The organism is Caulobacter sp. ErkDOM-E, assembly GCF_048541895.1.
Taxonomy (GTDB): Bacteria; Pseudomonadota; Alphaproteobacteria; order Caulobacterales; family Caulobacteraceae; genus Caulobacter.
Window position 1 is genome coordinate 771,398 of sequence record NZ_CP183331.1, and the last position, 14,840, is coordinate 786,237.

Below are 14,840 nucleotides of genomic sequence, written 5' to 3' on the forward strand. Positions count from 1 at the left end.
TATATCCGCCCGTTCACGAAGACATTCGGCGGAACGCGCACGCGTGTGTCCGCATATTACGCCCCGAGGCGCGGTCAGCCGCCCTCCGACCCGCGCGAAGGGGCGCCCGCCAGGTCTACCGGTCCCGGTCGCCTGTCAGGGGAATTCCAGCGTCCGACGTTCCCGCCCCGGCGGGTGCGGCGAGGGTGGACGCAGGATCAAGACGAACGCACGCGCGGAGTCTCTCCGTGCGAGCCCTTCGAAACATTTGGCGCGGCGATCCGCGCCCAAGGGAAAAACATGGCGCAATCCTTCACCGGCAAGAAGCGGATCCGGAAGTCTTTCGGCCGCATCCCCGAAGCTGTGCAGATGCCGAACCTGATCGAGGTTCAGCGCTCCTCCTACGAACAGTTCCTGCAGCGCGAAGTCCGTCCGGGCATGCGCAAGGAAGAGGGCATCGAGGCGGTCTTCAAGTCCGTCTTCCCGATCAAGGATTTCAACGAGCGCGCGGTGCTCGAATACGTCTCGTACGAATTCGAAGAGCCCAAGTACGACGTTGAAGAGTGCATCCAGCGCGACATGACCTTCGCGGCGCCGTTGAAGGTCAAGCTGCGCCTGATCGTGTTCGAAACCGAAGAAGAAACCGGCGCCCGGTCCGTCAAGGACATCAAGGAGCAGGACGTCTACATGGGCGATATCCCGCTCATGACCGACAAGGGCACCTTTATCGTCAACGGCACCGAGCGGGTCATCGTCTCGCAGATGCACCGTTCGCCCGGCGTGTTCTTCGACCACGACAAGGGCAAGACCCACGCCTCGGGCAAGCTGCTGTTCGCCGCCCGCGTCATTCCCTATCGCGGCTCGTGGCTGGACTTCGAGTTCGACGCCAAGGACGTGGTCTATGTCCGCATCGACCGTCGCCGCAAGCTGCCCGCCACCACCTTCCTCTATGCCCTGGGCATGGACGGCGAAGAGATCCTGACCACGTTCTACGACGTGGTGCCCTTCGAGAAGCGCACCACGGCCGGCGCCGAAGGTTGGGCCACCCCCTACAAGCCCGAGCGCTGGCGCGGCGTGAAGCCGGAATTCGCCCTGATCGACGCCGACACCGGCGAAGAAGTGGCTCCGGCCGGCACCAAGATCACCGCCCGTCAGGCCAAGAAGCTGGCAGACGCCGGCCTCAAGACCCTGCTGCTGGCGCCCGAGGCCCTGACCGGCCGTTATCTGGCCCGCGACGCCGTCAACTACGAGAACGGCGAGATCTACGCCGAAGCCGGCGACGAGCTGGACGTGGTCTCGATCCAGGCCCTGGCCGATCAAGGCTTCAGCACCATCGACGTGCTGGACATCGACCACGTCACGGTCGGCGCCTACATGCGCAACACCCTGCGCGTGGACAAGAACGCCGTCCGTGAAGACGCGCTGTTCGACATCTATCGCGTCATGCGTCCGGGCGAGCCGCCGACCGTCGAAGCCGCTGAAGCGATGTTCAAGTCGCTGTTCTTCGACGCCGAGCGCTACGACCTGTCGGCCGTCGGCCGCGTGAAGATGAACATGCGTCTGGAGCTTGACGCTTCGGACGAGATGCGCGTGCTCCGCAAGGAAGACGTGCTGGCCGTCCTGAAACTGCTGGTCGGCCTGCGCGATGGTCGCGGCGAAATCGACGACATCGACAACCTGGGCAACCGCCGGGTGCGTTCGGTCGGCGAACTGCTGGAAAACCAGTACCGCGTCGGCCTGCTGCGCATGGAACGCGCCATCAAGGAACGCATGTCGTCCGTCGACATCGACACCGTGATGCCGCACGACCTGATCAACGCCAAGCCGGCCGCGGCCTCGGTGCGTGAATTCTTCGGCTCCTCGCAGCTGTCGCAGTTCATGGACCAGACCAACCCGCTGTCGGAGATCACCCACAAGCGTCGTCTCTCGGCGCTTGGCCCGGGCGGTCTGACCCGCGAACGCGCCGGCTTCGAAGTCCGCGACGTTCACCCGACCCACTACGGCCGCATCTGCCCGATTGAAACGCCGGAAGGCCCGAACATCGGTCTGATCAACTCGCTGGCCACCCACGCCCGCGTCAACAAGTACGGCTTCATCGAGAGCCCCTACCGTCGCGTCGCCGACGGCAAGCCGCTCGACGAGGTCGTCTACATGTCGGCCATGGAAGAGTCGAAGCACGTCATCGCCCAGTCCAACATCAAGGTGTTGAACGGCGAGATCGTCGACGACCTGGTCCCCGGCCGGATCAACGGCGAACCCACGCTCCTGCAAAAGGAGATGGTCGACCTGATGGACGTGTCGCCGCGTCAGGTGGTTTCGGTGGCCGCGGCCCTGATCCCCTTCCTCGAAAACGATGACGCCAACCGCGCCCTCATGGGCTCGAACATGCAACGTCAGGCCGTGCCTCTGGTGCAGTCGGACGCGCCGCTGGTCGGCACGGGCATGGAAGCCGTGGTCGCTCGCGACTCCGGCGCCGTGGTCGTGGCCAAGCGCACCGGCGTGGTCGAGCAGATCGACGGTACCCGTATCGTCGTCCGCGCCACCGAAGAGACCGACGCCGCCCGTTCGGGCGTCGATATCTATCGCCTCAGCAAGTTCCAGCGCTCGAACCAGTCGACCTGCATCAACCAGCGTCCGCTGGTGAAGGTGGGCGACAAGATCAACTCCGGCGACATCATCGCCGACGGTCCTTCGACCGAGTTGGGCGAACTGGCCCTGGGCCGCAACGCGCTCGTCGCGTTCATGCCCTGGAACGGCTACAACTTCGAAGACTCGATCCTGATCTCCGAACGCATCGTCCGCGACGACGTCTTCACCTCGATCCACATCGAGGAATTCGAAGTCATGGCCCGCGACACCAAGCTCGGCCCAGAAGAAATCACCCGCGACATCCCCAACGTCGGCGAGGAAGCCCTGCGCAACCTCGACGAAGCTGGCATCGTGGCCATCGGCGCCGAAGTCCAGCCGGGCGACATCCTGGTCGGCAAGGTCACGCCGAAGGGCGAAAGCCCGATGACGCCGGAAGAAAAGCTCCTGCGCGCCATCTTCGGTGAAAAGGCCTCGGACGTCCGCGACACCAGCCTGCGCCTGCCCCCGGGCGTCGCCGGCACCATCGTCGACGTGCGCGTGTTCAACCGTCACGGCGTCGACAAGGACGAACGCGCCCTGGCCATCGAACGCTCGGAAATCGACCGTCTGGGCAAGGACCGCGACGACGAATTCGCGATCCTGAACCGCAACATCTCGGGCCGTCTGCGCGAGCTGCTGATCGGCAACGTCGCTCTGTCGGGCCCCAAGGGCCTGTCGCGCGGCGAGATCACCGCCCAGGGCCTGGCTGACGTTCAGCCCGGCCTGTGGTGGCAGATCGCGCTCGAAGACGAGAAGGCGATGGGCGAACTCGAGTCGCTGCGCCGTCTGTTCGACGAGAACCGCAAGCGTCTGGACCGTCGTTTCGAAGACAAGGTCGACAAGCTGCAGCGCGGCGACGAACTGCCCCCCGGCGTGATGAAGATGGTCAAGGTCTTCGTGGCCGTGAAGCGCAAGCTTCAGCCCGGCGACAAGATGGCCGGCCGTCACGGCAACAAGGGCGTCATCTCGCGCATCCTGCCGATCGAGGACATGCCGTTCCTCGCCGACGGGACGCACGTCGACGTGGTTCTGAACCCGCTGGGCGTGCCTTCGCGCATGAACGTCGGCCAGATCTTTGAAACCCACCTGGGTTGGGCCTGCGCCGGTCTCGGCAAGCAGATCACCGCCCTGATGGAAGACTGGCAGGCCGGTGGTCAGAAGGAAGCGCTCATCGAGCGTCTGACCGAGATCTACGGCCCGGATGAAGAACTGCCGGACACCGAAGAAGGCCTGCTGGAACTGGCTCGCAACCTCGGCAAGGGCGTTCCGATCGCGACGCCCGTGTTCGACGGCGCGCGCATCGGCGACATCGAAGATCACCTGCGCATGGCGGGTCTTGACCCCTCGGGCCAGTCGATCCTGTTCGACGGTCAGACGGGCGACCAGTTCAAGCGTCCGGTCACGGTCGGCTACATCTACATGCTGAAGCTGCACCACCTGGTCGACGACAAGATCCACGCCCGTTCGATCGGTCCGTACTCCCTCGTCACGCAACAGCCGCTGGGTGGTAAGGCCCAGTTCGGCGGTCAGCGCTTCGGGGAAATGGAAGTCTGGGCGCTGGAAGCCTACGGCGCGGCCTACACCCTGCAGGAAATGCTGACGGTGAAGTCCGACGACGTGGCCGGCCGGACCAAGGTCTACGAGTCGATCGTCCGTGGCGATGACACGTTCGAAGCCGGTATCCCCGAAAGCTTCAACGTGCTGGTCAAGGAAATGCGCTCGCTCGGCCTGAACGTCGAGCTGGAGAACAGCTGATCCATCGCACCCTCCTCGGTCTGAAGACCGGGGAGGGGCCTTCGCTCAGCCTCTCTCCACTTTGAATTTTCGCGGGTAATCCCGCAGAAGGAACCAAGATGAACCAGGAAGTCCTGAACATCTTCAATCCGGTCCAGGCCGCTCCGACCTTCGACCAGATCCGTATTTCGCTGGCCTCGCCGGAAAAGATCCGCTCGTGGTCGTTCGGCGAGATCAAGAAGCCCGAAACCATCAACTACCGCACGTTCAAGCCCGAGCGTGACGGCCTGTTCTGCGCCCGTATCTTTGGCCCGACCAAGGACTACGAATGCCTGTGCGGCAAGTACAAGCGCATGAAGTACAAGGGCATCATCTGCGAAAAGTGCGGTGTTGAAGTCACCCTGGCCCGCGTTCGTCGCGAGCGCATGGGCCACATCGAGCTGGCCTCGCCGGTCGCCCACATCTGGTTCCTGAAGTCGCTGCCGTCGCGTATCGCCATGATGCTCGACATGCCGCTGAAGGACATCGAACGCGTCCTGTACTTCGAATACTACATCATCACCGAGCCGGGCCTGACCCCGCTGAAGCAGCACCAGCTGCTCAGCGAGGACGACTACATGCGCGCCCAGGAAGAGTACGGCGATGACAGCTTCACCGCCGAGATCGGCGCTGAAGCCATCCAGAACCTGCTCAAGGCGATCGACCTCGACAAGGAAGCCGAACGCCTGCGCGAAGAGCTGGCCGGCACCGTGTCGGACATGAAGCAGAAGAAGTTCAGCAAGCGCCTGAAGATCCTCGAAGCCTTCTCCGAGTCGGGCAACCGTCCCGAGTGGATGGTTCTGACGGTCGTGCCGGTGATCCCGCCGGAACTGCGTCCGCTGGTGCCGCTGGACGGTGGCCGCTTCGCCACCTCCGACCTGAACGACCTCTATCGCCGGGTCATCAACCGTAACAACCGCCTCAAGCGCCTGATCGAGCTGCGCGCGCCCGACATCATCATCCGCAACGAAAAGCGGATGCTGCAGGAGTCGGTCGACGCCCTGTTCGACAACGGCCGTCGCGGTCGCGTCATCACGGGCGCCAATAAGCGTCCGCTGAAGTCGCTGGCCGACATGCTGAAGGGCAAGCAGGGTCGCTTCCGTCAGAACCTGCTGGGCAAGCGCGTCGACTACTCGGGCCGTTCGGTCATCGTGGTCGGTCCCGATCTGAAGCTGCACGAGTGCGGCCTGCCCAAGAAGATGGCTCTGGAGCTGTTCAAGCCGTTCATCTATGCGCGCCTGGACGCCAAGGGCCTGTCTGGCACCGTCAAGCAGTCCAAGCGCATGGTCGAGCGCGAACAGCCCCAGGTGTGGGACATCCTCGAAGAGGTGATCCGCGAACACCCGGTGATGCTGAACCGCGCGCCGACGCTTCACCGTCTGGGCATCCAGGCGTTCGAGCCCAAGCTGATCGAGGGCAAGGCCATCCAGCTGCACCCGCTGGTCTGCGCCGCCTTCAACGCCGACTTCGACGGCGACCAGATGGCTGTCCACGTGCCGCTGTCGCTGGAGGCGCAACTCGAAGCGCGCGTCCTGATGATGTCGACCAACAACATCCTGTCGCCCGCCAACGGTCGCCCGATCATCGTGCCGTCGCAGGACATCGTCCTGGGTCTGTACTATCTGTCGGTCGCTCGCGAAGGTGAGCCGGGCGAAGGCAAGATCTTTGCCGACCTGGGCGAAATCGAAGCCGCCATGGACGCCGGCGTTGTCAGCCTGCACGCCAAGATCAAGTCGCGCTTTACCGAAGTTGACGCCGATGGCGTGGCGCGTCGCCGCGTGATCGACACCACGCCGGGCCGGATGAAGATCGCCGCCCTGCTGCCGCGTCACCCGCAGGTGGGTCACCGCCTGATCGAAAAGGCCCTGACCAAGAAGGAAATCGGCAACCTCATCGACATCGTCTACCGCCACTGCGGTCAGAAGGCGACGGTGATCTTCGCCGACCAGATCATGGGTCTGGGCTTCAAGGAAGCGGCCAAGGCCGGCATCTCCTTCGGCAAGGACGACATCATCATCCCGAAGCGGAAAGAGGCGATCGTCGCCGAAACCCGCACCCTGGCTGAAGAGTACGAGCAGCAATATGCTGACGGCCTGATCACCAAGGGCGAGAAGTACAACAAGGTCGTTGACGCCTGGGCCAAGGCCACCGACCGCGTCGCCGACGAGATGATGGCCGAGCTTCAGATGAAGCATCTGGACGAGAACGGCCGCGAGAAGGAGATCAACTCCATCTACATGATGGCCCACTCCGGCGCCCGTGGTTCGCAAGCCCAGATGAAGCAGCTGGGCGGCATGCGCGGTCTGATGGCCAAGCCTTCGGGCGAGATCATCGAGACCCCGATCGTCTCGAACTTCAAGGAAGGCCTGACCGTTCAGGAATACTTCAACTCGACCCACGGCGCCCGTAAGGGCCTCGCGGACACCGCGCTGAAGACCGCCAACTCGGGCTATCTGACCCGTCGTCTGGTCGACGTGGCGCAGGACTGCATCATCGTCGAGGAAGACTGCGGCACCACGCGGGGCATCACCCTGCGCGCCGTGGTCGAGGGCGGTGACGTCCTGGTCTCGCTGGGCATGCGCGTCCTAGGCCGCTTCTCGGCCGAGGACATCAAGGACCCGGCGACCGGCGAGCTGGTCGTTCCGGCCGACACCTATCTGACCGAGAACATGGCCGACGCGATCGAAGCGGCTGCCGTGCAGTCGGTGAAGGTGCGTTCGGTCCTGACCTGCGAAGCCAAGGTCGGCGTCTGCGGCGCCTGCTACGGCCGCGACCTGGCCCGCGGTACCCCGGTCAACATCGGTGAAGCGGTCGGCGTCATCGCCGCCCAGTCCATCGGCGAGCCCGGCACCCAGCTGACGATGCGGACCTTCCACATCGGCGGCACCGCCCAGGTGGCCGAGCAGTCGTTCTTCGAAAGCAGCAACGACGGTACGGTCCGCGTGACCGGCGCCACCGTTGTCGGCACCGAAGGCTTCCTGGTCGTCATGAGCCGCAACACGGCCGTGAGCGTCCTGGTCGACGGCAAGGAACGCGAAAACTACAAGCCGCCTTACGGCGCGCGCCTGAAGATCAAGGACGGCGACAAGGTGAAGCGTGGCCAGCGTCTGGCCGATTGGGACCCCTACACCACCCCGATCATCACCGAAGTGGCCGGCAAGATCCGTGCGGAAGACCTGGTGGACGGCTTCTCCGTCCGCGAGGAAACCGACGAAGCCACCGGTATCGCGCAGCGCGTGATCGCCGACTGGCGGACCTCGGCCCGCGCCGCCGACCTGCGCCCCGCCATGGGCGTTCTGGCCGAGGACGGTTCCTATGTCCGCCTCGCCAACGGCGGTGAGGCTCGCTACCTGATGTCGGTCGGGGCCATTCTGTCCGTCGGTGACGGCGACATGGTCAAGCCGGGCGAGGTCATCGCGCGGATCCCCACCGAAGGCGCCAAGACCCGCGACATCACCGGCGGTCTGCCGCGCGTCGCCGAACTCTTCGAAGCCCGCCGTCCCAAGGACTGCGCGGTCATCGCGGAAATGGACGGTCGCGTCGAATTCGGCAAGGATTACAAGAACAAGCGCCGCATCAAGATCACCCCGGAAATCGACGCTGACGGTAACCAGGGCGAGCCGGTCGAGTTCCTGATCCCCAAGGGCAAGCACATCGCGGTGCACGATGGCGACTTCATCGCGCGCGGCGAATACATCATCGACGGCAACCCGGATCCGCACGACATCCTGCGCATCCTGGGCGTCGAGGCCCTGGCCAACTTCCTGGTCGACGAAATTCAGGAAGTTTACCGACTGCAAGGCGTGCCGATCAACGACAAGCACATCGAGACGATCGTTCGTCAGATGCTGCAGAAGGTCGAGATCCTCGAGCCGGGCGATACGGGTCTGATCAAGGGCGATCACCTGGACAAGCCCGAGTTCTACATCGAGCAGGACCGCGCGGTTTCGCGTGGCGGCCGTCCGGCCACCACCCAGCCCGTGCTGCTCGGCATCACCAAGGCCTCGCTGCAGACCAAGAGCTTCATCTCGGCCGCGTCGTTCCAGGAAACGACCCGCGTCCTGACCGAAGCCTCGGTGCACGGCAAGACCGACACCCTGGAAGGCCTGAAGGAAAACGTCATCGTGGGTCGCCTGATCCCCGCCGGTACGGGTTCCTATCTGCGCAGCCTGCAGCGCGTCGCCGCCAAGCGCGACGAGCAGTTGGCCCAGCAGCGCGAAGATGCGATGGAGCCTCTGCCCGAGGCCATCGCTCTGGCCGACGCCGAATAGGCTTCGACCTGACGAACTGAACGGAAAGGCCCGGGAGCGATCCCGGGCCTTTTCTTTTGCCCAACGCCTTGGCTGGTCATGAGACCCAAAGTGCGGGTTTCCCGGGCGGATCCGGCGGCAAAAGGTCGCAAAGCGTCGAGGAATTCGAGCTAGATCAAGATTTTAAGCCTTGGTTTACGCGCGTTAGGCATGTGGAAAAGCTCAACCCCTTCCCACGGATGCCATGCGCTCGGACATTTCCACCAAGGTCAGTCTGACCATCGCCGCAGCTTTCCTGGTCCTGACCGTTGCGGTCCTGGCCATCGTCGCCAGCGGTTCGCTCGGCTTCGCCAAGCAGCAGGCCGCCGCCCAGCAGGAAGCCAGCATGCGGGTGGCGTGGGACGTCATCGGCCAGCGCGGCGCGATCTTCCGCCGGGAGGCTGACCAGCTGATGGTGGGCGACAAGGTTCTGAACGGCGACTTCGACGGCGTCGACAGGGTCAAGGCTCTGGTCGGCGGCACGGCCACGGTGTTCATGGGCGATACCCGCATCACCACCAATGTCACCAAGCCCGATGGCAGCCGAGCGGTCGGCACCCCCCTGGCCAAGGGCAAGGTCCATGACGCCGTCCTGGGTCGGGGCGAGTCCTATCGCGGCGAGGCCAAGATCCTGGGCCGGCCCTTCTTCGTCGCCTATGATCCGATCAAGGACACCAGCGGTCAGGTGATCGGCATCCTGTATGTCGGCGTGCCCCAGGCCGACTTCTTCCAACCGGTCTACAAGCAGCTGGGTTTCCTGGCGGCAGCCTGCCTGCTGCTGGGCGCCGCCGGCGCCACGGCCTCGGTGCTGATGGTGCGTGGTCAACTGAAGCCGCTGTCGACCCTGCGCGACGCCATGGGCAAGGTGATGGCCGGCGACCTGACCGTCAGTCTGCCCTTCGCCGGCCGCCGCGACGACATTGGCCTGATGGCCGACGCGGTCCACGCCTTCCGCGACGACGCCCGGGAAAAGCAGACCATTCAGGCCCAGGCCGAGGCTCGCGACGGTGTCGAACAGGCCGACCGCCTGGCCGCCCGGGATCGCGACGCCCGCCAGGCCGCAGCCCAGAACAGCGTGGTCACCAGCCTGGCCGAAGGGCTGCGGCTCCTGTCCGACGGCGACCTGACGGTGCGCATCGAGACGGCTTTCGCGGCCGACTATGAAGGCCTGCGGGCCGACTTCAACCAGACCGTGGGCCGTCTGCAGGACGCCATGGGCGCCGTGATCGACGCGGTGGGCGGCCTCCACGCCGGGGCCGGCGGCATCGCCTCGGAGGCCGGCGACCTGTCTCGCCGCACTGAGCAGCAGGCCGCCAGCCTGGAAGAGACCGCCGCCGCCCTCGACGAGATCACCGCCACGGTCAAGCGCACCGCCGACGGCGCGCGCGGGGCCCGCGAGGCCGTACGCGAGGCCCAGGCCGAAGCCGACCGCTCGCGCCAGGTCGTGAGCGAGACCATCGATGCGATCAACGGGGTGGAGGCCTCGGCCGCCCAGGTGGCCCAGATCATCGGCGTGATCGACGAGATCGCCTTCCAGACCAATCTGCTGGCCCTGAACGCCGGGGTCGAGGCGGCGCGAGCCGGCGAGGCCGGTCGCGGCTTCGCGGTCGTGGCCCAGGAAGTGCGGGCGCTGGCCCAGCGCTCGGCCGACGCGGCCAAGCAGATCAAGACCCATATCGGCGACTCCACCCGTCAGGTCGAGGCGGGGGTGAAGCTGGTCGGCCGCACGGGCGAGGCGCTGCAGAAGATCGCAGCCCAGGTCGCGGCCATCGACGGCAGCGTTTCCGAGATCGCCGCCAGCGCCCAGGAACAGGCCGCCGGCCTCAGCGAGGTCAACACCGCCGTCAACCAGATGGACCAGGGCACGCAGCAGAACGCCGCCATGGTCAACCGCTCGGCTGACGCCAGCCGCGATCTGGTCACCCAGGCCGATAGCCTGGCGGGCCTGGTCGGCCGCTTCAAGGTGGACGCCCACTCGGCATCCCCGCGCCGCGTCGCCTAGACGCCCTTCAACGCTGTTCTGACTCCCGTCGGGCCTTGGCGCGCTCGGCCTCTATCTGCTTGGCCTTGCCCAGCAGATAGAGCTCCTGGCCGCGTGCGTCGCGGGGCCGGCCCAGCCCGTCCTGCTCGAGACCGCCGACGAAGGGGATGTCCTTGGCCCTGCCCGAGCCGTCGCGGCTACGATGATCCACGCCCACGCCCATGGGGCTTTCCCTGTAGGCGCGATTGGCTTCCTGGGCGAGCGACTGCTGACGGAAGTCGATCGCCGCCCCGGCGCTGACCGGTGCGTTGGCATAGACCGGAGCGTTGCGCGCCGCCGCCCCCCAGCGCTCCTGACATGTCTCGATCTCCCGCCTGTTCAGCCCGACCGCGCGGCCATTGGCGCAGCCCACGCCGCTGCCGCGCAGGGCGGCGCGCAGATCGCCCCTGGGGCCTTCGGGCAGGGGGGCGGGATGCAGGGCCGTGCCGCGTCGCGGCGCGGCCGGCAGGCCCGGAACCATCAGCGGCGCCACGGGCGAGGAGAAGACCGCGCGGGGCGTTCGCGCCTGGATCTGCCCGGGCGCGCTGGCGGGCGGGGCGTCGGCCTGGACTTCCGGCGTCCGGTCGATCCGTTCCAGGGTCACCGTCAGGGCGTCTTCGTCGTTGGAATGGTCAGGAAAGGCCTCGATCCGGGGAAAGGCCAACAAGGCCAGCACAAGTCCGTGGGCGGCGAGGGAGCCGGCCAGAACAGCGCTCGGTCTGATTGGGTTGGAGCGCGCCGTTGGCAAGGTCACAGATCATTCGACAAAAGGGGTACAACGCCCGCAGCCTCGCCATCGGAAGTGGCGAAAGCGTGGCCTTTAAGGCCTCGTTAACCGACGCAATCACCGGCGTTGACGCGGATCGACTTCGCGAGTAAATACCGCGCTCTTTCGAGGTGGGCCCTGCGCCCGTCCTGATAAGCGCCCGTCCCCTACCGACGGATAGCCCGCCGGAACGCTTTCCGCGTCCCGGCGAGTTTCGTGTTTATCGGGTCTCCATCTGGAGCCTTGCAAGCCGGAATACATGACTAGGACCCGAAGCGCCTCGGCCGACAGGCACACGCTTCCATCAGAGCAGAGACTTAATGCCTACCGTCAACCAGCTCATCCGTAAGCCGCGCCAGCCTAAGCCGGTCCGGAACAAGGTGCCCGCCCTCAAGGGCTGCCCGCAACGCCGTGGTGTTTGCACCCGCGTCTATACGACGACCCCGAAGAAGCCCAACTCGGCTCTGCGTAAGGTCGCCAAGGTCCGTCTGACCACCGGCATCGAAGCCGTTTGCTATATCCCGGGCGAAGGCCACAACCTGCAGGAGCACTCGGTGGTGCTTATCCGCGGCGGCCGCGTCAAGGATTTGCCCGGCGTCCGTTATCACATCCTGCGCGGCGTCCTCGACACCCAAGGTGTCAAGGATCGTAAGCAGCGTCGTTCGCTCTACGGCGCCAAGCGTCCGAAGTAAGGAAAAAGAAGCATGTCACGCCGCCGTCGCGCCGAGAAACGCCAAGTTCTGCCGGACCCGAAGTTCGGAGACCTGGTGGTCACCAAATTCATGAACTACGTGATGTACGAGGGCAAAAAAGCCGTCGCCGAAAACATCATCTATGGTGCTTTCGACATCATCGAGACCAAGCGCAAGGACCAGGGTCCCCTGGAAACCTTCCACTCCGCTCTGGACAACGTCGCCCCGGCGATCGAAGTCCGGTCGCGTCGCGTTGGCGGCGCCACCTATCAGGTGCCCGTGGAAGTCCGTCCGGACCGTCGTCGCGCCCTGGCCATCCGCTGGCTGGTGACCGCTGCGCGCAAGCGCGGCGAGAACACCATGACCGAGAAGCTGGCCGGTGAACTGCTCGACGCTTCCAACAACCGCGGCACCGCGGTGAAGAAGCGCGAAGACACCCACAAGATGGCTGAAGCCAACCGGGCGTTCTCGCACTACCGCTGGTAACCTTTCTTACCAGCACTCTTTCAGGCGCGGGCGGTTTGCGATAAACCGCCCGCGCCGCACGTTTAAATGTCCCTGCCTCACAGCAGCGCTACGCAGAGCTCCATCATGGCCCGCCAGCATAAAATCGAAGACTACCGTAACTTCGGCATCATGGCGCACATCGACGCCGGGAAGACGACGACGACCGAGCGGATCCTGTATTACACGGGCAAGTCGCACAAGATCGGCGAAGTCCACGACGGCGCCGCGACCATGGACTGGATGGACCAGGAGCAAGAGCGCGGCATCACGATCACGTCCGCCGCGACGACCGCTTTCTGGAAAGAAAAGCGCCTCAACATCATCGACACCCCCGGCCACGTCGACTTCACCATCGAAGTCGAGCGCTCGCTGCGCGTGCTGGATGGCGCCGTCACCGTTCTGGACGGTAACGCCGGTGTTGAGCCCCAGACCGAAACCGTCTGGCGCCAGGCCGACAAGTACAACGTTCCGCGTATCGTGTTCGTCAACAAGATGGACAAGATCGGCGCCGACTTCGACAAGTCGGTCGAGTCGATCCGCGACCGCCTGGGCGCCAAGGCCGTTCCGATCCAGTTCCCGATCGGCTCGGAAAACACCCTCAGCGGCCTGGTTGACCTGGTCCGCATGAAGGCCGTCGTCTGGGACAATGACGCCCTGGGCGCCAACTTCCGCGACGAAGAAATTCCCGCCGATCTGATGGACAAGGCCGTCGAGGCCCGCGCCTATCTGGTCGAATGCGCCGTCGAAATGGACGACGAAGCGATGGAAGCCTATCTGGGCGGCGAAGAGCCCTCGGAAGCGACCATCAAGAACTGCATCCGCAAGGCTGTGCTGAGCGGCGCGTTCTATCCGATCCTCTGCGGCTCGGCCTTCAAGAACAAGGGCGTTCAGACCCTGCTGGACGCCGTCGTCGACTACCTGCCGTCGCCGCTGGACATCCCGCCGACCAAGGGCATCGACTTCAAGACCGAAGAAGAAATTGTGCGTCGGGCTTCGGACGAGGAGCCGCTGTCGGTTCTGGCGTTCAAGATCATGGACGACCCCTTCGTTGGTTCGCTGACCTTCTGCCGCATCTATTCGGGCAAGCTGGAAACCGGCATGGGCCTGCTCAACGCCACGCGCGACAAGCGCGAGCGCGTTGGCCGCATGCTGCTGATGCACTCCAACAACCGCGAAGACATCAAGGAAGCCTTCGCCGGCGACATCGTCGCTCTGGCTGGCCTCAAGGACACCCGCACCGGCGATACCCTGTGCGATCCGCTGAAGTCCCCGGTGATCCTGGAGCGCATGATCTTCCCGGCGCCCGTAATCGAAATCGCTGTCGAGCCCAAGTCGAAGGCCGACCAGGAGAAGCTGGGCGTCGCCCTGCAGAAGCTGGCCGCCGAAGATCCGTCCTTCACCGTCTCGACCGACTTCGAAAGTGGCCAGACGATCCTGAAGGGCATGGGCGAGCTGCACCTGGACATCAAGATCGACATCCTCAAGCGGACCTACAAGGTCGAAGCCAACATCGGCGCGCCGCAGGTTGCCTATCGCGAAAGCCTGGGTAAGACGGTCGACATCGACTACACCCACAAGAAGCAGACCGGCGGTACGGGCCAGTTCGCCCGCGTCATGATCACCTTCGAACCCGGCGAGCCCGGTTCGGGCTTCGTGTTCGAAAACTCGATCGTCGGCGGCGCGGTGCCCAAGGAATACATCCCGGGCGTCGAAAAGGGTCTGAACTCCGTTAAGGACAACGGCCTGCTGGCCGGCTTCCCGCTGATCGATTTCAAGGCCACCCTGACGGACGGCAAGTACCACGACGTCGACTCCAGCGTGCTGGCGTTCGAAATCGCGTCGCGCGCCGCCTTCAAGGAGCTGCGCGAAAAGGGCGCTCCCAAGCTGCTCGAGCCGATCATGGCCGTCGAAGTCGTGACCCCGGAAGAGTATCTGGGTTCGGTCATCGGCGACCTGAACAGCCGTCGCGGCATGATCCAGGGTCAAGACATGCGCGGCAACGCCACGGTGGTTAACGCCTTCGTGCCGCTGGCCAACATGTTCGGCTACGTGAACACCCTGCGGGGCATGTCGCAAGGCCGCGCCCAGTTCACCATGCAATACGATCACTACGAGCCGGTGCCGCAACACGTCGCCGACGAAGTGATCAAGAAGTACGCGTAGTTTTTTCCCTCGGGAAAAGCCTG

At 64.8% G+C, this 14,840-nt stretch carries 7 protein-coding genes; 6 read left to right on the forward strand and 1 reads right to left on the reverse strand.

Features of this window, described 5'->3' with window-relative positions:
* The first annotated feature begins 279 nt into the window (after positions 1-279).
* From rpoB to ACN2C7_RS03935, 3 genes are all read left to right on the forward strand, one after another.
* Entirely contained in the window at positions 280-4,362 is a 4,083-nt protein-coding gene (gene rpoB, locus ACN2C7_RS03925) for a DNA-directed RNA polymerase subunit beta (protein ID WP_419319974.1), read from the forward strand.
* Positions 4,363-4,460: 98 nt separating this feature from the next.
* Entirely contained in the window at positions 4,461-8,651 is a 4,191-nt protein-coding gene (gene rpoC, locus ACN2C7_RS03930; protein ID WP_419319976.1) for a DNA-directed RNA polymerase subunit beta', read from the forward strand.
* A 223-nt stretch (positions 8,652-8,874) separates the two neighbouring features.
* On the forward strand, positions 8,875-10,671 hold the full coding sequence (locus tag ACN2C7_RS03935; protein WP_419319977.1) for a methyl-accepting chemotaxis protein: 1,797 nt from the start codon (positions 8,875-8,877) through the stop codon (positions 10,669-10,671).
* Positions 10,672-10,678: 7 nt separating this feature from the next.
* Here the strand turns inward: ACN2C7_RS03935 and ACN2C7_RS03940 are convergent, their stop codons facing one another.
* Entirely contained in the window at positions 10,679-11,365 is a 687-nt protein-coding gene (locus ACN2C7_RS03940; protein ID WP_419321393.1) for a hypothetical protein, read from the reverse strand.
* Between the two features lie 410 nt (positions 11,366-11,775).
* Here ACN2C7_RS03940 and rpsL point away from each other — a divergent pair, with 410 nt between their 5' ends.
* From rpsL to fusA, 3 genes are all read left to right on the forward strand, one after another.
* A complete protein-coding gene (rpsL, locus tag ACN2C7_RS03945; RefSeq protein WP_007661566.1) occupies positions 11,776-12,147 on the forward strand; it encodes a 30S ribosomal protein S12 in 372 nt (123 codons plus the stop codon).
* A gap of 12 nt (positions 12,148-12,159) precedes the next feature.
* Positions 12,160-12,633, forward strand: coding sequence for a 30S ribosomal protein S7 (rpsG, locus tag ACN2C7_RS03950; protein WP_419254133.1), 474 nt, complete (start codon positions 12,160-12,162; stop codon positions 12,631-12,633).
* Positions 12,634-12,738: 105 nt separating this feature from the next.
* A complete protein-coding gene (gene fusA, locus ACN2C7_RS03955; protein ID WP_419319978.1) occupies positions 12,739-14,817 on the forward strand; it encodes an elongation factor G in 2,079 nt (692 codons plus the stop codon).
* Positions 14,818-14,840 lie beyond the last annotated feature (23 nt).

Bases quoted from the DNA above. Each gene is read 5' to 3' on its own strand.
- rpoB (WP_419319974.1), top strand. From the start codon at position 280: ATGGCGCAATCCTTCACCGGCAAGAAGCGGATCCGGAAGTCTTTCGGC.
- rpoC (WP_419319976.1), top strand. From the start codon at position 4,461: ATGAACCAGGAAGTCCTGAACATCTTCAATCCGGTCCAGGCCGCTCCG.
- ACN2C7_RS03935 (WP_419319977.1), top strand. From the start codon at position 8,875: ATGCGCTCGGACATTTCCACCAAGGTCAGTCTGACCATCGCCGCAGCT.
- rpsL (WP_007661566.1), top strand. From the start codon at position 11,776: ATGCCTACCGTCAACCAGCTCATCCGTAAGCCGCGCCAGCCTAAGCCG.
- rpsG (WP_419254133.1), top strand. From the start codon at position 12,160: ATGTCACGCCGCCGTCGCGCCGAGAAACGCCAAGTTCTGCCGGACCCG.
- fusA (WP_419319978.1), top strand. From the start codon at position 12,739: ATGGCCCGCCAGCATAAAATCGAAGACTACCGTAACTTCGGCATCATG.